14 protein-coding genes are annotated in these 17842 nt (G+C 72.9%); 8 read left to right on the forward strand and 6 right to left on the reverse strand.

Going from position 1 to position 17842, the window contains the following annotated elements; genetic code table 11:
- Positions 1-638: 638 nt before the first annotated feature.
- The gene (locus tag ABZ635_RS12095) at positions 639-2903 is read right to left on the reverse strand and encodes a serine/threonine protein kinase (RefSeq protein WP_357762959.1); all 2265 of its coding nucleotides are present in this window, start codon (positions 2901-2903) and stop codon (positions 639-641) included.
- 163 nt (positions 2904-3066) lie between these two features.
- Between ABZ635_RS12095 and ABZ635_RS12100 the strand changes: the two genes are divergently transcribed.
- The 8 genes from ABZ635_RS12100 to mmsB all read left to right on the forward strand — a co-directional run bounded on the left by ABZ635_RS12100 (position 3067) and on the right by mmsB (position 13617).
- Positions 3067-4050: a LacI family DNA-binding transcriptional regulator gene (locus ABZ635_RS12100; RefSeq protein ID WP_357763145.1), complete on the forward strand. Its 984-nt coding sequence runs from the start codon at positions 3067-3069 to the stop codon at positions 4048-4050.
- Positions 4051-4313: 263 nt separating this feature from the next.
- Positions 4314-5531: an MFS transporter gene (locus tag ABZ635_RS12105; protein WP_357762962.1), complete on the forward strand. Its 1218-nt coding sequence runs from the start codon at positions 4314-4316 to the stop codon at positions 5529-5531.
- Positions 5532-5789: 258 nt separating this feature from the next.
- Positions 5790-7505 (forward strand): ribulokinase, encoded by a 1716-nt coding sequence (gene araB, locus ABZ635_RS12110; protein WP_357763148.1) that lies wholly within the window; start codon positions 5790-5792, stop codon positions 7503-7505.
- On the forward strand, positions 7502-8209 hold the full coding sequence (locus ABZ635_RS12115) for an L-ribulose-5-phosphate 4-epimerase (protein ID WP_357762965.1): 708 nt from the start codon (positions 7502-7504) through the stop codon (positions 8207-8209). Before araB ends, ABZ635_RS12115 begins: the two co-directional genes overlap by 4 nt.
- A 9-nt stretch (positions 8210-8218) precedes the next feature.
- Positions 8219-9655, forward strand: coding sequence for an L-fucose/L-arabinose isomerase family protein (locus tag ABZ635_RS12120; protein ID WP_357762968.1), 1437 nt, complete (start codon positions 8219-8221; stop codon positions 9653-9655).
- Positions 9656-9734: 79 nt separating this feature from the next.
- The gene (gene chvE / locus ABZ635_RS12125; RefSeq protein WP_357762971.1) at positions 9735-10826 is read left to right on the forward strand and encodes a multiple monosaccharide ABC transporter substrate-binding protein; all 1092 of its coding nucleotides are present in this window, start codon (positions 9735-9737) and stop codon (positions 10824-10826) included.
- Complete coding sequence (locus ABZ635_RS12130; RefSeq protein WP_357762974.1) at positions 10823-12388, forward strand: sugar ABC transporter ATP-binding protein; 1566 nt, start codon at positions 10823-10825, stop codon at positions 12386-12388. The genes chvE and ABZ635_RS12130 overlap by 4 nt, the downstream gene beginning before the upstream one ends.
- Complete coding sequence (gene mmsB / locus ABZ635_RS12135; protein ID WP_357762977.1) at positions 12385-13617, forward strand: multiple monosaccharide ABC transporter permease; 1233 nt, start codon at positions 12385-12387, stop codon at positions 13615-13617. Before ABZ635_RS12130 ends, mmsB begins: the two co-directional genes overlap by 4 nt.
- Here mmsB and ABZ635_RS12140 read toward each other — a convergent pair.
- The 5 genes from ABZ635_RS12140 to paaC all read right to left on the reverse strand — a co-directional run bounded on the left by ABZ635_RS12140 (position 13614) and on the right by paaC (position 17798).
- Positions 13614-14630: a LacI family DNA-binding transcriptional regulator gene (locus ABZ635_RS12140; RefSeq protein ID WP_357762980.1), complete on the reverse strand. Its 1017-nt coding sequence runs from the start codon at positions 14628-14630 to the stop codon at positions 13614-13616. The two genes, mmsB and ABZ635_RS12140, sit on opposite strands and share 4 nt — an antisense overlap.
- A 231-nt stretch (positions 14631-14861) precedes the next feature.
- Entirely contained in the window at positions 14862-15239 is a 378-nt protein-coding gene (paaI, locus tag ABZ635_RS12145) for a hydroxyphenylacetyl-CoA thioesterase PaaI (RefSeq protein ID WP_357763150.1), read from the reverse strand.
- 41 nt (positions 15240-15280) lie between these two features.
- Positions 15281-16384 (reverse strand): 1,2-phenylacetyl-CoA epoxidase subunit PaaE, encoded by a 1104-nt coding sequence (gene paaE, locus ABZ635_RS12150; protein ID WP_357762983.1) that lies wholly within the window; start codon positions 16382-16384, stop codon positions 15281-15283.
- 2 nt (positions 16385-16386) lie between these two features.
- Positions 16387-16926, reverse strand: coding sequence for a 1,2-phenylacetyl-CoA epoxidase subunit PaaD (gene paaD, locus ABZ635_RS12155; RefSeq protein ID WP_357762986.1), 540 nt, complete (start codon positions 16924-16926; stop codon positions 16387-16389).
- Positions 16920-17798 carry a 1,2-phenylacetyl-CoA epoxidase subunit PaaC gene (gene paaC, locus ABZ635_RS12160; RefSeq protein WP_357762988.1) on the reverse strand — a complete coding sequence of 293 codons (879 nt, stop codon included), beginning with the start codon at positions 17796-17798 and terminating at the stop codon, positions 16920-16922. The genes paaD and paaC overlap by 7 nt, the downstream gene beginning before the upstream one ends.
- Positions 17799-17842 lie beyond the last annotated feature (44 nt).

Here is a 17842-nt window from a genome sequence, read left to right on the forward strand (position 1 = left end):
ACCACGGCAACCGGCACTCCGACCCGCGTCGAGTGACGTCTCCCTCTCCGTCGCGTGGCGGGTTCCACTCCCCGGTGGTCCCCACCGCGGCGTCCCCGTCCGGAACCGCGGAGAGGACCGCCCACCGCCGACGGGTCCGGCGGCCGGGACCGCCCATCCGCGATCCCCGACCAGCGCGAGCTCCCCGGGTCGGGCGGGGCGTGGCGGGGCCGACCCCTCCGGCCCGGTCGCCCCTCGCCGACCGGGGCCGCGAAGGACTTGGACCCCCCGTGCCGGAGTCCGCACCCGCTTTTTACCGGGCCAAACGAAAATCGGAGCACTCACCGGGAACACCTATGCTCAGAGAAGCGTTCTCACAGGTGAAGCACCCCAGACCGACCCCGACCCCAACACACCCACCGGATCTGTGCGAAGCTTCCGAGAACACCTCAAGACCATGCGCGGTTGTACGCGTTCGTGTCGGCAATGGGGGTTTCTGACACGAAACCATCGCTACAACCGCCTTCCCAGCGGCCAGACCGCACCTAGTGCGTAGGCCGCGCGGTCGGGTCCCACGTTGGGGGACGTGGGACCCGGCCAGGCTTCGGGGGGCGCGCCCACGGGCGCGCCCCCTTCGCCTTTCCCCGAGGGCGGCGGCGTCAGCCCCGCTCATGGAAGTCGATCAGGGTGACCGCGCCGAAATCGACCTCCGACACCACGCGGAGCGGGTCGGAGTCGTCCCGGGACACCACGGAGGCCTCCTGGCACGGGCCGTACCCGTAGGAGGGCGCGGGATGGCCCCCCTCCATGACGAACTCGTTCCAGTAGAGGCCGCACGCCACGGCGTCGTCGTACAGCCACACGCCGCTCCGGGGCCCCCTCGCGCCGTGCAACAGCTCGGACCGGTCGCTCTGCGCGTTCACGTCGCGGTTCAGCTCCGCCAGCTCCATCGCGTAGTCACAGTCCACGCCCCAGCCGCTGGCCCGGACCTCCCACTCCCGCTCCGCGTCCCACTCGTCCACCCAGTCCGGCAGGCGCACCGAGCCGCACACCGGGGCGTGCACCACGTCCCAACCGAACCCGTCGTTGCCCGCCGCCCACACCTGGGGGTCCTCCAGCTCCGCGGCCTCGCCCACCTGGTCGAAGTCCACCCGCACGTCCCAGCGGTCCGTGCCGTACTCGGCCCAGTCCGGGTGGCCCTCCGCGTCGAGTCCGACCCGACCGGTCACCTCTTCCGTGACCAGCAAGCCCTCTTCCAGGAGTGCGAGGACCGTGGACCCCGCGTAGACGCCCTTCTCCCCCCGGAGCGCCTCCGTGTCCTGTGCGTCGGCCAGGGTCCTCAGCGGGCCGACGAGCAACGAGACGGAGACGGAGTCGGCGTTCGTGTCGGGGTCGAGTTCCAGCGGCTCGGCCGAGGGTCGCCACAGCCCGTGCTGGCCCTCTTCACCGAAGGAGAGGCTCACCCCCGACACGTCAACGGACAGGTTCCTCTGGGACTCCTGCTCCAACCCCCGGTCCTGCGTCCGCGACGCGTACACGTACAGGTCATCCCGGTGACTGGCGACCGCCACCGTCCCCGGGCCCATCACCGCGCCCCGGATGAGGAGGCTCCCCTCCTGGGCCGAGTACAGGTACTCCTCCTCGACCCGGCCCTCCTCCACCACGGCCTCCACCGGCTGCCCCGTCTCCTCCGAGACCTGTTCCGCGTACGCCCGGGTGGGGCTCCGGGTCACCCGGGCGGTGAACCCCGACCCCTCCTCCAGCGCGTTCGCCGCCGCGTTGATCCGGTCCGCGGGCCGACCGATCACCTGGTCGTAGACGACGTACCCTCCTGCGGCGATCCCGGCGACGGCCAGCACACCCGCGATCGCCCTACCGGTCCTCGACGACGCGATCGCGGCCACCACCCCGCGGCCGGGAGCGGCCACCCCCGGCACCGTGTCCGTCGGCGCGCCGACCCCGGCGGGACCACCCCGCGCCTCCAGCGCGGCGGCCCAACTCGCCGGATCGTGCCCGGCCGCGTCCACGCCCCGCCAGTGGTCACCGATCATGCGTCTCAGGCCGTCGGCGACGGTCGCTCGATCCACGTCGGACCCGGGTAGCAGGGCCCTGACCAGCTGCTCCGAGCTCGGCCTCCGCGCCGGGTCGACCGCCAGGGCGGCGCCGACCAGGCCACGCAACTCCTCGGGGAGCCCGGTGAGGTCGTACTCCCCCGCACGGGGCCCGTACTCCAGCTCCGCCGTCTCCGCGGTAGCGAACGGCCCCCGCCGCGTGGCGGCCAGCGTGACCAGCGCGCCCCAGGCGAAGACGTCGGCGGCGGGGCCGACCCCGGCTCCGTCGTGGGGCGCGCTCCCCCCGAGCGAGCCGGAGGAGGACGGGGCGCCCCCGGTCCGCTCCGCTCCGGTGCCGCCCGCGATACCGAGGTCCACGATCCTCGGCCCGTCCGGTGAGAGGACGACGTTGCCGGGTTCGAGGTCGCGATCGGCGATTCCCACCGCGTGCAGGGCCGCCAGCCCCTCCGCCACACCCAGGGCGAACGTGCGCAGCACAGGGCCCGCCAACGGGCCGAACACGCGCACGTGGTCACGCAGGTTCCGTCCGGGAACGTGGTCGAACGCCACCCAGGGGGATTCGGCCCCCGGGGCCGAGACGCGCGGGCGCGCGAAACCGACGCCGTCGGCGCGGGCCAGCGCGGCGACCTCCCGCGTGAGCGCCTCCCGGAACCCGGGGCGGCGGGCGAGGTCGGCGCGCACGGTCCTGACCGCCACGCACGCACCCCGGTCGTCGAGGGCGCCGTAGACGGTGCCGGCGCTGTCGGTCCCGATCCTTCCCACCAGGCGGTGGGGGCCGATGGCCACCGGGTCGCCCTCGTGCAGAGGGGAGAGCCCGCGCGGCGGGGGGACGGGGTCCGGAATCGGGGACATGGCGGCCCTTCAGGCAGAAGTGGGGGGAACATCGATCGGCCACTCTGATGCGCACGCGCGGCGTGAGGTTCACGGGTCGATCAGCGTGGGGAACGGATACGATGCGCCTGCGTGGGAGGGGGTCTCGATGGCGGCTGGTGGAACCGCGGGCGGACGGCCGACGATGGCCGACGTCGCGGCGCACCTGGGTGTCTCCCGGCAGCTGGTGTCGCTCGTCCTGGGCGACCGGCCCGGCCCCAGCGCGGCCACCCGTGAACGGGTGCTGCGCGCCGCCGAGGAGCTCGGCTACCGCGCCGACACCGCGGCCCAGCTGCTGCGCCGGGCGCGCAGTCGACAGGTGGGCGTGCTGTTCACCATGGAGCACCCGATGGACGCCGACCTGGTCGAGGCCCTGTACCCGCAGGCGGCCCGACTCGGCTACGGTCTGGCGCTCAGCGCGATGCTCGCCAACCGCACCGAACGGCAGGCGATCGACGAGCTCGTCGGGCTGCGCTGTGAGGCCCTGGTCCTGATCGGCATGTCCGCGCAGGCCCCGGAGGACCTGGCCCGCGTGGCCGAGCGGGTACCGGTGGTGGAGATCGGCCAGCGCACCAACGCCGCCGGTACCGACAGCGTGCGCACCGACGCCGTCTCCGGGGTGCGGCAGGCGGTCGACCACCTGGTCGCCCTCGGCCACCGGCGGATCGTCCACGTGCACGGGGGCGGGCTTCCCGGCGCTCCCGAACGCACGGCCGGGTACCTGGAGGGCATGCGCGGCCACGGCCTGGCGGCGGAGGCGGACCTGGTGCGGGGCGGCTACACCGAGGAGGACGGGGCCCGGGCCGCGTCCGAGCTCCTCGGCCGGGAGGCGGTGCCCACCGCCGTGGTGTGCTGCAACGACCAGTCCGCGCGCGGACTCATGGAGACGCTGGTCCGCGCGGGGTGGTCCGTGCCCGGGCAGGTGTCGGTGGTGGGGTACGACGACAGCCGGGCGGCGCGGTTGTCCTTCCTCAGCCTGACCTCGGTGCGCCAGGACGTGACGCGCATCGCCGAGCTGACCCTGGAGGCGGTGGCGGAGCGTCTGGAGGAGGGCCGCGCCGAGGGCAGGCACGTGCTGCTGCCGACCACGCTCACCGTGCGGGAGAGCACCGCTCCCCCACGCCGCTGAGACCCTCGCGGACCGCCGGTCGCCGGGTGCCGCGGTCGGTGCGGCGGCCCGGCGATCTCCGGCGGTCCCGGGGCGCGATCCAGATCACGTGCCGCCCGTTGGAATTTCTCCGAAGCCGGTGCCATTGTTGATTTAGCACGTGCTAAATCCCTGTGCTCCACCCCTCCGAGCGACCCGTCTGCGCGTCGCGCCCCACGCCCGCACGCACCGCGGGGTCACCGACCCGCGCGTCCCGCCGTCCACCCTCCGAAGGGGGCACCGCCATGCCTCTGGCCCTGTTCGCCCTGGCCCTCGGGGCCTTCGCCATCGGCACCACCGAGTTCGTCATCATGGGGCTGCTTCCCGAGGTCGCCGCCGACCTCGACGTGCCCATCTCCACCGCCGGGTACCTGATCTCCGCGTACGCGCTCGGGGTGGTGGTCGGAGCGCCCCTGCTCACCGCCCTGGGAACCCGCCTGCCGCGCAAGACCATGCTGCTGGTGTTCATGGGGATCTTCCTGGTCGGGAACCTGGCCACCGTCATGACGAGCTCCTACGGGGCGGTGTTCGCCTCCCGGGTACTGGCGGGGCTCCCGCACGGCGCCTACCTCGGCCTCGCCGCGCTGGTGGCCGCGCACCTGGCCGGACCGGCGCGCCGGGCGACGGCCGTGGCGCGCGTGATGCTCGGGCTGACCGTGGCCAACATCGTGGGGGTGCCCGCCGGGACCCTGCTGGGCCAGCTGCTCGGGTGGCGCACCGCCTTCCTCGTCGTGGTGGCCCTGTCGGCCCTGACCATCCTCGGGGTGGCGCGCTTCGTGCCGCACACACCGGCCTCCCGCGTGGGCGGCCTGCGCGGAGAGATGGCCGCGCTGCGTCACCCGCAGGTGGTCCTCGGGCTGGCCACCGCGGTGTTCGGCTTCGCCGGGGTGTTCGCGGTCTACAGCTACATCTCGCCGATGATGACCGAACTGGCGGGGATGCCCAGCACGGGGGTCCCGATCGTCCTGGCGCTGTTCGGCGTGGGGATGACCCTGGGGTCGCTGGTGGTGGGGCCCGTCGCCGACCGCTGGCTGCGTCCGACCATCTACGTCTCCCTCGCCTCGCTGGCCGGTGTCCTGGCGCTGTTCACCCTGACCGTGCACCACCCCTGGACCGCCGCCGCCACCGTGGTGGTGCTCGGCGCGGTCGGCTTCGGTGTGACGGCGCCGCTCCAGGTACTGGTGATGAGCAAGGCCGAGGCGGCCCCCACCATCGCCTCCGCCACCAACCACTCGGCGTTCAACCTCGCCAACGCCGGCGGCGCCTGGCTGGGCGGACTCGGCATCGGGATGGGACTCGGCTACGTCTCCCCCGCCGTGATCGGCGTGGTCCTCGCCCTGGTCGGGCTCGGCATCGCCGTCACGGCGGGGATGACCGACCGGGAGCGCTCCGGCGCCGAGGCCTCCTCCGAGGTCCCCGACGCGGCGGAGGGGGCGCGCCCCGCACCCGCGGCCCGCGGCTGACCCGGCGCGGGTAGGCGCCCGTACCCCGAGGGGTGCGGGCGCCTACCCGTGGGCGGTGGGGGGTTGACTTCATGGATTGTTAACGCCAACAATGTTGGCCAGCTCACACTGAACCCCCCAGAGCTTCGGAATCCGGAGTCAGAAGGGCCCGCTCAGCCTGCGCACCCGTGAAGGGATCACTCCTTGGCCGCGAATGTTAACGCCCACAATCCTGTTGCGGAGGCTGAGGAGGGAGCCCGCACGGCCCACGAACCGGTCGTGGTCGGGATCGACTTCGGCACCCTCTCCGGCCGCGCCGTGGTGGTGCAGGTCAGCGACGGCGCCGAGCTGGGCACGGCCGAACACGCCTACCGGCACGGCGTCATCACCGACCGCCTGCCCGGCCGCACGGTCGCCCTCGAACCGGACAGCGCTCTCCAGGACCCCGACGACTACCGCGAGGTCCTCAGACGTGCCGTCCCCGAGGCGCTGCGCAAGGCCGGGGTCACACCCGACCGGGTCATCGGCGTCGGCACCGACTTCACCTCCTGCACGGTCCTGCCCGTGACCGCCGACGGCACCCCGCTGTGCGAACTCACCGACCTGGCCGACCGACCGCACGCCTGGCCGAAGCTGTGGCGCCACCACGCGGCCCAGCCCGAGGCCGACGAGATCACCGCCCTGGCGGCCGAACGCGGCGAGGCCTGGCTGCCCCGGTACGGCGGCAGGATCTCCTCGGAGTGGCAGTTCGCCAAGGCCCTCCAGGTCCTGCGCGACGACCCCGGGGTGTACGAACGCACGGAGCGCTGGATCGAGGGCGCCGACTGGATCGTCTGGGAGCTGTGCGGGCACGAGACCCGCAACGCGGCCTGCGCCGGGTACAAGGGCCTCCACCAGGACGGCGCCTGGCCCTCACGGGACTTCCTGGCCGCTCTGGACCCGGGTTTCGCCGACTTCGTCGGTGCACGGCTCGACCACCCGCTCTCCCAGGTGGGCGACCGCGCGGGCGGCCTCACGGCGCGCGCCGCCGCCTGGACCGGTCTGCCGGAGGGCACCCCCGTCGCCGTCGGCACCATCGACGCGCACGTCACGGCGGCCACCGCCCAGACCACCGGTCCCGGCCGAATGCTCGCCATCATGGGGACCAGCACGTGCCACGTGATGAACTCCGAGGTCCTGGCCGAGGTGCCGGGCATGTGCGGCATGGCCCTGGGCGGGATCACCCCGGGCATGTGGGGCTACGAGGCCGGGCAGAGCGGCGTGGGCGACGTCTTCGGATGGTTCGTCGACACCCACGTGCCCCCCGCCTACCACGAGGAGGCCGCCTCGCTGGGGGTGTCCGTCCACGAGCTGCTCTCCGACAGGGCCGCCCGCGCGGCCGTGGGAGAGCACGGTCTGGTGGCCCTGGACTGGCACAGCGGCAACCGTTCGGTCCTGGTCGACCACTCCCTGTCCGGCGTGCTGGTCGGCATGACCCTGGCCACCCGTCCCGAAGACGTCTACCGGGCCCTGGTGGAGGCCACCGCCTTCGGTACCCGCACCATCGTGGAGGCCTTCACCGGAGCCGGGATACCGGTGCTCGACCTCACCGTGGGCGGGGGGATGGTGCGCAACCCCTTCGTCCTCCAGGTCTACGCCGACGTGCTGAACCGGCCGCTTCGGGTGGTGGCCTCCGAGCACAGCTGCGCCGTGGGGGCCGCGATCCACGCCTCGGTGGCGGCGGGGGCCCACCCGGACGTCCACACGGCGTCCGCGGCGATGGGACGGGTGCGCGCGGACACCGTCGACCCCGACCCGGAGCGCGCCGCCGCCTACGAGCCGCTGTTCGCGATCTACACCGAACTCCACGACCACTTCGGCCGGGGCGGCAGCGACAGCCTCCGGCAGCTGCGCGCCCTGCGCCGCGCCGCGTTCACCGGCGCCTCCCCGGGTGGGGCCCCCGGTGCCGCCGACCGCCCCACCGACACCACCGCGCCAGTGAAGGAGGAGCGATGACCACCACCGAACCGCCCCCGACCGACCCCCGCCAGCAGCTCGCCCGGCACCGCGAGGAGGTGGAGCGCCAGCGCCTGCGGGTCTGCGAACTCCACGCGGAACTCCCCCGGTGGAACCTGGTCACCTGGACCAGCGGCAACGTCTCGGCCCGCGTCCCCGGCACGGACCTGATGGTGATCAAGCCCAGCGGCGTCTCCTACGACGCCCTGCGCCCACGGGACGTCGTCGTGTGCGACCTGCGCGGGCGCCTCGTCGAGGGTGACCACCACCCCTCCAGCGACACCGACGCCCACGCCCACGTCTACCGCGCCCGCCCCGACGTCGGCGGGGTGGTGCACACGCACAGCCCCTACGCCACCGCCTGGGCGGCGCGGGGGGAGGCCATCCCCTGCGCGGTCACCGCCATGGCGGACGAGTTCGGCGGCGACATCCCGGTGGGCCCGTTCGCGCTCATCGGGGACGACTCCATCGGCCGGGGCATCGTCACGACCCTGGAGGGCCACCGCTCCCCCGCCGTCCTCATGCGCGGCCACGGCGTGTTCACCGTCGGCGCCTCCGCGAAGGCGGCCGTGAAGGCCGCGGTCATGTGCGAGGACGTGGCCCGCACCGTCCACATCGCCCGCCAGGGCGGCCCCGTCGAACGCCTGCCCCAGGCCGACATCGACGCCCTCCACCACCGCTACCAGAACGCCTACGGACAGTAAGGAAGCCCCGTGCCCCCACCCACGCCCCCCGCGAGCCGCAACCCGGCCGTAGGCGACCGCCGTCCCCGGATCGGGCTCCTCGGCGTCATGCAGCCGCTCTACGACGCCATGATCCCCGGTATCACGGAGCACCAGGCCGCCTACGCCCGTCGGCTCGCCGACGGCCTGTCCGACGCGGCCGAGTGGACCCTCGCACCACCGGTCCGCGGCCGGGAGGACGCCGAGGCGGCGATCCGGGACTTCGAGGGCCGGGACCTGGACGGGGTCCTCGTCGTCATGCTCACCTACGGCCCCTCCCTGCGCGTGACGCGGGCCCTGACCGGGACCCGGCTCCCCCTCGCTCTCGCCAACACCCAGCCCGACCCAGCGGTCAGCGCCTCCTGGGACATGGCCGACATGACCTACAACCAGGGAATCCACGGGGCCCAGGACACCGCCAACGCGCTGGTCCGGGCCGGAGTCGACTTCGAGGTCGTCACCGGGGACTGGCGCAGTCCCGACTTCGCGGAGCGGGTGGGCCGCTGGGCCCGGGCCGCGCACACCGTCAGCGCGCTGCGGCGGCTGCGCGTGGGCGTGTTCGGCTACCCGATGAACGGCATGGGCGACGCCCGGGTGGACGAGACCGCGCTCCTGCGCAAGCTCGGTCCCGAGGTGCACGTGATCGCCCCCGGCGCCCTGCACCGCACCATGGCCGACCTGCCCGAACAGGCCGTCGACGACCTCCTCTCGTGGGAGGACGAGGTGTTCGACGTCGACGACCGTCTGTCCCGGGAGGAACGCGAGGACCACGCCCGTATGCAGCTGGGCATCGAACGCCTCCTGGAGGAGTCGGGGTGCGGTGCCTACTCCACCCACTTCGACGCCATCGGGGAGGACGGCCGCTTCGCCCGCCTCCCCATGGCGGCCGCCTCGACCCTCATGGCCCAGGGCTACGGGTTCGCCGGGGAGGGCGACGTCCTGGCGGCCACCATCGTCCACGCCGGGCACCGGCTGGCGGGGGACGGCCACTTCACCGAGATGTACGCGATGGACTTCCCCAGCGACTCCGTCCTGATGAGCCACATGGGCGAGGGGAACTGGCGGCTGGCCCGCGAGGACGAGCCGACCCGGATGATCAAGCGCCCCCTGGGCATCGGGGGCCTGGCCGACCCGCCGACCATCCTGTTCCGGTACCGGCCGGGGCCCGCCACCCTGGCCTCCCTGGTCTCGTTGGGCGGCGAGCGCTTCCGCCTGGTGGTGGCCGAGGGCGAGGTACTGGACTCCCCCGCGCTGCCCGCGCTGGAGATGCCCTACGGACAGTTCCGCCCCGCGTCGGGCGTCCGGGGCTGCATGGACGCCTGGCTGCGGGCGGGCGGCACCCACCACATGGTCATGAACGCCGGTCGGATCGCCCAGGACTGGAAGGTCCTGTGCGAGCTGGCCGGGATCGAGTACGTCCAGGTCTGAGACGGCCCGGGCACCGCAGCGGACCGGCGCCCCGGCGCCGGTCCTCCCCCTCACGAGACTCCCCAGGAAAGCAGGACCGATGTCACGACCACCCCTCCTCCCCCTCACCGCGACCCTCGTCAGCGCGACCCTGGCCCTGACCGCCTGCAACGGGGTCGGTGACGCCGCCCGCCCCCAGGGTGAGAACGGGGTCATCGGCATCGCCATGCCCACCCAGTCGTCCGAACGCTGGGTCAACGACGGCGCCAACATGGTCGCCGAGTTCGAGGAGCGCGGCTACGGCACCGACCTCCAGTACGCCGAGGACGTCGTCCAGGACCAGATCTCCCAGATCGAGAACATGATCACGCGCGGAGTGGACCTCCTGGTCATCGCGTCCATCGACGGTGAGGCCCTGGGCGACGTGATCGACACGGCCGCCGACAACGACATCCCGGTGATCGCCTACGACCGGCTCATCATGGGCAGCGAGAACGTGGACTACTACGCCACGTTCGACAACTTCGAGGTCGGCGTGCTCCAGGGCCAGTACATCGTCGACTCGCTGGACCTGGAGAACGAGGACGGTCCGTTCGACATCGAACTGTTCGGCGGCTCCCCCGACGACAACAACGCCTACTTCTTCAACGACGGCGCCATGTCGGTGCTCCAGCCGCACATCGACGACGGCACCCTGGAGGTACGCAGCGGGCAGACCTCCATGGAGCAGATCGCCACGCCGCGCTGGGACGGCGCCGTGGCCCAGTCGCGGATGGACAACCTGCTCAGCGCCAACTACTCCGAGGAGGAGGTGGACGCGGTCCTGTCCCCCTTCGACGGCATCAGCCTCGGGGTGATCGAGTCCCTGCGAGCGGTGGGCTACGGCACCGAGTCCCGCCCCCTGCCGATCGTCACCGGTCAGGACGCCGACCTGTCCTCGGTGCGGTCCATCATCGCCGGGGAGCAGACCCAGACCGTCTTCAAGGACACGCGCGCGCTGGCCACCCAGACCGTCGACATGTCCGAGGCGATCCTGGCGGGCGACGAGGTACCGGTCAACGACACCGACACCTACGACAACGGCGTCAGGGTCGTGCCCTCGTTCCTGCTGGAGCCGGTCTCGGTGGACCTCGACAACTACCACGAGGTGCTGGTCGAGAGCGGCTACTACGAGGAGACCGACCTCGAATGAGTGCCCCGAACCCCGAGTCACCGCTTCTGCGCATGCGGGACATCCGCAAGGAGTTCCCCGGGGTCCGGGCCCTGGACGGGGTCTCCCTGGACGTGGCCCACGGAAGCGTCCACGCCCTCATGGGTGAGAACGGGGCGGGCAAGTCCACCCTGATGAAGGTGCTCAGCGGGGTGCACCCGGCCGGTTCCTTCACCGGACTGGTGGAGGTGGACGGCGTACCCCGCGCCTTCTCCGACGTCGCGGCGAGCGAGCGGGCCGGGATCGCCATCATCCACCAGGAACTCGCCCTCGTCCCCCAGCTGTCCATCAGCGAGAACGTGCTCTTGGGCCACGAGGAGACCCGCTACGGCGTCATCGACTGGGGCGCCACCCACGCCCGGGCGCGTGAACTGCTGCTGCGGGTGGGGCTGGACGAGAACCCCGCCACCGCCGTCTCCGCGCTGAGCATCGGCGCCCAGCAGATGGTGGAGATCGCCAAGGCGCTGGCCAAGGACGTCCGGCTGCTGATCCTCGACGAGCCGACCTCGGCGCTCAACGAGGCCGAGAGCGACCGGCTGCTCGACCTGCTCCTGGACCTGCGTGAGCAGGGGGTGGCGTGCGTCCTCATCTCGCACAAGCTCGGTGAGGTGATGCGGGTGAGCGACGAGGTCACCGTCCTGCGCGACGGGCGCACCGTCGAGACCCTGAAGGTGGAACGCGGTCCCGGGGGCGCGGCCTCGATCGACGAGGACCGCGTCATCCGGGGGATGGTCGGCCGGGACCTGGACCAGCGCTACCCCGACCCCGTCGGCGAGGTCGGTCCGGTCCGTTTCGAGGTGCGCGACTGGACCGTGGACCACCCCACCCAGGCCGGTCGGCGCATGGTCGACGGCGTGGACCTGACCCTGCGGAGCGGCGAGGTCGTGGGGCTGGCCGGGCTCATGGGGGCCGGACGCACCGAGTTCGCGATGAGCCTGTTCGGGCGTTCCTACGGCCGCTACGTCCGGGGCTCCCTGCTGCGCGAGGGCGTCGAGCTGCGGGTGGGCGACGTCGCCGACGCCATCGCCGCCGGGGTGGCCTACGTACCGGAGGACCGCAAGTCGCTCGGGCTGGTCCTGGACGACGACATCCGGCACAACACCACCCTGGCCGCCCTGGACCGCGTCTCCACCCGCGGGGTCCTCGACCCGGGGCTGGAGACGGTCGAGGCCCGCCGCATGAGCGAACGCATGCGGGTGCGCAGCCACGGGGTCGACCAGACCGTGCGCACCCTCAGCGGCGGGAACCAGCAGAAGGTCGTGTTGGGCAAGTGGATGTTCACCCGGCCCGAGCTGCTGATCCTGGACGAGCCCACCCGAGGCATCGACGTGGGCGCCAAGTACGAGATCTACCTGATCGTGCGCCGCCTGGCGGCCGAGGGCGCCTGCGTGCTCCTCATCTCCTCCGAACTGCCGGAGGTCCTCGGCATGAGCGACCGCGTGTACGCCATGTGCGAGGGACGCGTCACCGGCCAGGTCGCGGCCGCCGACGCCGACCAGGAGAACCTGATGAGACTCATGACCCGAACCGGGGACCCGACGTGAACCACCCGACCCGAATCCCCCTGAGGGGGCTGCTGCGGGGCAACACCCGCCAGTACGGCATGGCCATCGCCCTGGTCGCCGTGATCATCCTGTTCCAGGTCCTCACCGGAGGGCTGCTGCTCACCCCGCTCAACCTCACCAACCTGATCATGCAGAACTCCTACGTCCTGATCCTGGCGATCGGGATGATGATGGTGATCATCACCGGGCACATCGACCTGTCGGTCGGTTCGGTGGTGGCCTTCACCGGCGCGGTGTCGGCGATCATGCTCACCTCGTGGGGGCTGCCGACACCCGTCGTGGTCCCGCTCGCGCTGCTGCTGGGCGCGGCCATCGGCGCGTGGCAGGGCTTCTGGGTCGCCTACGTGGGAGTCCCCGCGTTCATCGTCACCCTCGCCGGGATGCTGATCTTCCGGGGCGCCACGCTGGCGGCCCTGGGCGGGGAGTCCATCGCCCCGCTCCCGCAGTCGCTGCGGGTGATCGCCAGCGGTTTCCTCCCCGGGCAGACCGACGGCCTCCACCTGCCCACCCTGGCCCTCGGGGTGGTCGGGGCGGCGGCCCTCGTGTGGGTCCAGTGGCGTTCGCGGGCCCGGTCCCTGGCCCGTGACCTCCCGGTTCCCCCCGCCGCGGTCACCGTCGCGGGTTCGGTGGCGGTCTCCGCCGCGATCGTCGCGTTCACCTACGCCCTGGCCGGGCACAACGGTCTGCCGCTCGTGGGAGTGCTGCTGATCGCGCTGATCGGCGGCTACGCGTTCGTGATGCGCTCCACGACCATGGGGCGGCGCGTGTACGCCGTGGGCGGCAGCGAGAGGGCCGCCGCGCTGTCGGGCATCCGCACCCGCCGGGTGACGTTCTGGGTGTTCGTGAACATGGGGGTGCTCTCGGCGCTGGCCGGGCTCGTCTTCACCGGGCGCCTGAACGCCGCCACTCCCGGCGCGGGCACCATGTTCGAGTTGGACGCGATCGCGGCGGCCTTCATCGGCGGGGCGTCGGCGACCGGCGGTGTGGGTAGCGTGATCGGCGCGGTGATCGGCGCCCTCTTCATGGGCGTGCTCAACAACGGCATGTCGCTGATCGGCCTGGGCGTGGACTGGCAACAGCTCATCAAGGGCCTGGTCCTGTTGCTCGCGGTGGCCTTCGACATCTACAACAAGAGGCGCGCGGGCGGTTCGGGACCGATCCTGCCGGGACTGCGCTCGGGGTCCGCGCGTCCGGCGCGCAGCGGCTAGACGCTCTCCCGCTCCACGAGCGTGGGGGTGACGACGCGGCGCTCGGCCCGCTGTTCCCCGGAGATCCCGGAGAGCAGCAGGCTGAGCGCCTCGGCGGCGACGGTGTCGAAGTCGGGGCGCACGGTGGTCAGCGGCGGGATGAAGTAGCCCGCCTCGGGTACGTCGTCGAACCCGACCACGCTGACGTCCCCGGGGACCGACCGGCCGCGCTCGGACATGGCGCGCAGGAGTCCCAGCGCCAGGTGGTCGTTGGCCGCGAACACCGCCGTGACCTCGGGCATCCGCGCGAGCATGAGCCCCGCGCGGTACCCGGAGGCGGCGCTCCAGTCGGCCGGGCTGACCGGCGGCACCTCCGCTCCGGCCTCCTCCAGGGTCTGCCGCCACCCCCGTTGGCGTCCGGCGGCGTCGAACCAGTCCTCCGGGCCCGCCACGTGCCAGACCGTCGCGTGCCCGGCGTCCAACAGGTGGCGGGTGGCCAGCCGGGCCCCGGCCTCCTGGTCGACGGTGACCAGTGCGGCCCCGGCGCGCGAGGGGTCGCCGTCGACAGCCACCAGGGGCACGTCGGTGGGGACCTCGGTCAGGGCCTCGTCGGCGGCGGCGGTGGGGGCGATCACCACGATCCCGGCGGCCCGCTGTTCGCGGTGGTGCTCCACGGCGGCGGCGATCGAGACGCGGTCCAGGACCCGGACCCGGCGCACGCTCACCACGAAACCCCGGGCCGCGGCGGCCAGCTCGAAGGCGGCCAGCAGCGAGGACGGGCCGAACAGGGTGGAGTTTTGCGCCACGACCCCGATGAGCTGGGACCTGCCGGTCGCCAGCGTGCGCGCCGCCCGGTTGGGCCGGTAGCCGAGCTGTGCGATCGCGGCCCGCACCCGCAACCTGGTCTGCTCGCGCACGTTGGGGTGCCCGTTGAGTACGCGCGACACCGTCTGGTGGGACACCCCCGCCAGACGTGCGACGTCCGTCATCGCGGGATCGCGGTTGGTCCGGGTGGATGAGGGGGTGGGCTCCACCCGTGGCTCCTTGGCTGGCGGCTCGGTCAGGTAGGCCCGGGGGCCTGAGTTGGCGCTAACATATCCCACTCGCCGGAAAGGTTCAATGTTCACGGCACTGGCGACGACTGGTGCGGTGCAATCTTGTTAGCGCTCTCACTCCGAGCACCGGAGGAGCGTGTCGTCCCCGTACGGAGCACGCGCCCGGCGGCGGAAGCGGGGCCCTGCGGGCCCGGCCGGCCACCGCCCTCGTCAGGCCCGCCCGGGCAGGCTCCGGCTCCGCCCGCGGAACTCGGCGACGACGTCGTCGCCTCTGCGCACGGTGACGTCGTAGACACCGCTGCGGCCGAACCTCACCCTCTCCACGGCGGTCGCCACCAGGAGGTCCCCCTCCCTGGTGGGCGCCACGAAGGTCACGTCCGCGCCGGAGGCCACGGTGACGTCGCCGCCGTCGAGGTTGCACGCGCAGGCGAACGCCGTGTCCGCGAGGGTGAACACGAAACCGCCGTGGGTGATGTCGTGGCCGTTGAGCATGAGCGGCCCCACGACCATCTCCACCACCGCGTACCCGTCCCGGGCCTCCACGAGCCGCATCCCCAGGCCCTTGGAGGCCCGGTCGGCCTCGAACATCCGCCACGCGGTCTCGTTGCGCCCCTGCGGCGCGGAGGCGCTCACGAGTCGAAGTCCACGGTCACGGTGTCGGTCCGCGGCAGCGACTGGCAGGCCAGGGCGTACCCGGACGCCACCTCGGCGGGGGTGAGCGCGTAGTTGCGGCGCATCGTCACCTCGCCGTCGCACACCTTGACCCGGCAGGTCCCGCACACCCCGCCCTTGCAGGCGAAGGGCAGGTCGGGGCGGTAGCGCTGCGCGGAGTCCAGTACCGGCACCCCCTGGGGCAGGGTCAGCGTCGTGGTGCGCCCGTCCAGGACGAGGGTGACCTCGCTCGCGGGTCCCTCCACCTCGGGGTCCTCGTGGCGGGCCTGCGGCGGCGGCTCGGCTCCCTCGACGAAGAACAGCTCCTGGTGGACGCGCTCCGCCTCCACCCCGTGGCGGGCGAGCACCTCTCGGGCGTCGGTGACCATCCCATAGGGCCCGCACAGCCACCAGTGGTCGACCGCGTCCGCGGCGACGACGCCGGACAGCAGGGCGTCCATTTTGGCGCCGTCCAGCCTGCCGGTGAACAGGTCGGACTCGCGCGGTTCCCTGGAGAGCACGTGGACCAGTTCGAACCGGGGCCCGAACGCGTCCTTGAGGTCGGCGATCTCGTCGGCGAACATCACGGTGTCGCTGCGCCGGTTGCCGTACAGCAGGGTGACGCGCGAGTCGGTGCGGCGCAGCAGCGAGGCCGCCATGGACAGCACCGGTGTGATGCCCGATCCGGCCGCGACGAGCACGTGCCGCGCGGCCTCGGTGAGGTCGGGGCTGAACCGCCCGGAGGGCGCCCCCACCTCGATCTCGTCACCGGGCGCGACCTCGCGGACGAGCCAGGTGGAGAACAGGCCTCCGGTGACCAGGCGCACGCCCACGCGGGGCGCCTCCCCCACCGCCGAGCAGATGGAGTAGCTGCGCCGCTCCTCCACGCCGTCGACCACCCGGCGCAGGGTCAGCGACTGCCCGGGGGCGAAGGCGAACTCCTCGGCGAGGTCGTCGGGGACGTCGAAGGTGACAGCGGCGGCGTCGTCGCACAGGCGCTCGACGTCGGCCACGCGCAGCCGGTGGAACGCGGCGCGGCCGCGTACCGGGGCCCCGGCGGTCGCGGTGACGGGTGTGGTCACGGTCAGATCTCCTTGACGTGCTCGAACGGTTCGAGGCAGGCCCGGCAGCGGTGCAGCGACTTACAGGAGGTCGCGCCGAACCGGGACAGTTCCTCTGTGTCGGCCGCGCCGCACAGCGGGCAGCGCGGGACGGTGCGGGTGGGCGCCAGGGTGAGGGGGACGGGTCCGGCCGGTCGCCGGGGCGCCTCCCCCGGAGCCGAGATGCCGTGCTCGGTGAGCTTGCGCCTGCCCTCGTCGGTGATCCAGTCGGTGGTCCAGGACGGGGAGAGCGCGGTGCGCACCTCGACCCGGTCGAACCCGGCGGCCCGCGCCGCGCGGTCCACGTCCACGCGCATCTCCGCCATGGCGGGGCACCCGGAGTAGGTGGGGGTGATCCACACGGCGGCGGTGCCGTCCGCCTCGACCCGGACCTCGCGCAGGATGCCGAGGTCGGCGAGGGTGAGCATGGGCAGTTCGGGGTCGGTGACCGAGGCGGCGGCCGCCCAGAGCCGTTCGGTGGCCCCGTCGACCTCGGTGGGCTCGGTGTGTGCCGTGGTTACCATGTCGCCTCCGGGTGTTCCCGGGCCACGCGCTGGAGCTCCTCCAGCAGCGGGGCGAGGTGCTCGGTGTGCGCCCCGTCGCGCCCCGCGGTCGCCTGGCCGGGGAACGGCGCCGGGGCGGGCAGGGTGGCGGCGGTCAGCACCCGGGTGACCACCTCGTGGACCTCCTCGCGCACAGAGGCCGGGTTCACTCCCACACTCCGCCCCGCGAGGGCGGCTTCGAGGGGGTGCGTGGCGAACAGCTCCCCGGTGAGCGGCCACACGTCGTCGACGGCGGCGCGCATCCGTTCGTGGGAGTAGGGGGTGCCGTCTCCCAGGCGCAGGACCCAGGCCACGGCGTACTCGCGGTGGTAGGCGAGCTCGTTGACGCCCTTGGCGGCGATGGCGGCCAGGACCGGGTCGGCGCTGTCGGTGAGGCGGGTGAACAGCGCCAACCGCCAGCTGGAGAGCACGAGCAGCGTGGTGACGGCCCGGGCGAAGTCACCGCGCGGAGCCTCGGCGAGGCGCACGTTGCGAAACTCCTCGGGGTCCCGGTGGTAGGCGAAGGCGTCCTCGTCGCGGCCGCTGCCGTCGGCCTGCCCGGCCCGGGCCAGCAGGAGCCGGGCCTGGCCGAGCAGGTCCAGGGCGATGTTGGCCAGGGCGACCTCCTCCTCCAGTTCGGGGGCGTCGGTCACCCACTGGACCAGGCGCTGTGACTGGACGAGCGCGTCGTCGCCGAGCATCTGGCAGTAGACCGCCAGGTCGGCTCCGTCCACTCCCGCGGGAAGGGTGGTGTCCACGCCCGCGAGCGCCTCGGTGAATCCGGTGCCGAAGGCCCAGCGGGCGTCGCCGTCGTGCTCCTCGGTCAGTCCGGTGAAAATGTTCTCGCCACTCATGCTTGTTCCTCGAAGAATCGTGCCGACCCGTACCCGCCCTCCCG

The organism is Nocardiopsis sp. NPDC007018 (genome assembly GCF_040635075.1).
Taxonomy (GTDB): Bacteria; Actinomycetota; Actinomycetes; order Streptosporangiales; family Streptosporangiaceae; genus Nocardiopsis.

Excerpts from the sequence above, each read along its gene's own strand:
- ABZ635_RS12130 (WP_357762974.1), top strand. The coding sequence starts at position 10,823 with ATGAGTGCCCCGAACCCCGAGTCACCGCTTCTGCGCATGCGGGACATC.
- paaC (WP_357762988.1), bottom strand. The coding sequence starts at position 17,798 with ATGAGTGGCGAGAACATTTTCACCGGACTGACCGAGGAGCACGACGGC.
- chvE (WP_357762971.1), top strand. The coding sequence starts at position 9,735 with ATGTCACGACCACCCCTCCTCCCCCTCACCGCGACCCTCGTCAGCGCG.
- paaI (WP_357763150.1), bottom strand. The coding sequence starts at position 15,239 with ATGTTCGAGGCCGACCGGGCCTCCAAGGGCCTGGGGATGCGGCTCGTG.
- ABZ635_RS12100 (WP_357763145.1), top strand. The coding sequence starts at position 3,067 with ATGGCCGACGTCGCGGCGCACCTGGGTGTCTCCCGGCAGCTGGTGTCG.
- paaD (WP_357762986.1), bottom strand. The coding sequence starts at position 16,926 with ATGGTAACCACGGCACACACCGAGCCCACCGAGGTCGACGGGGCCACC.
- ABZ635_RS12105 (WP_357762962.1), top strand. The coding sequence starts at position 4,314 with ATGCCTCTGGCCCTGTTCGCCCTGGCCCTCGGGGCCTTCGCCATCGGC.
- ABZ635_RS12095 (WP_357762959.1), bottom strand. The coding sequence starts at position 2,903 with ATGTCCCCGATTCCGGACCCCGTCCCCCCGCCGCGCGGGCTCTCCCCT.
- ABZ635_RS12115 (WP_357762965.1), top strand. The coding sequence starts at position 7,502 with ATGACCACCACCGAACCGCCCCCGACCGACCCCCGCCAGCAGCTCGCC.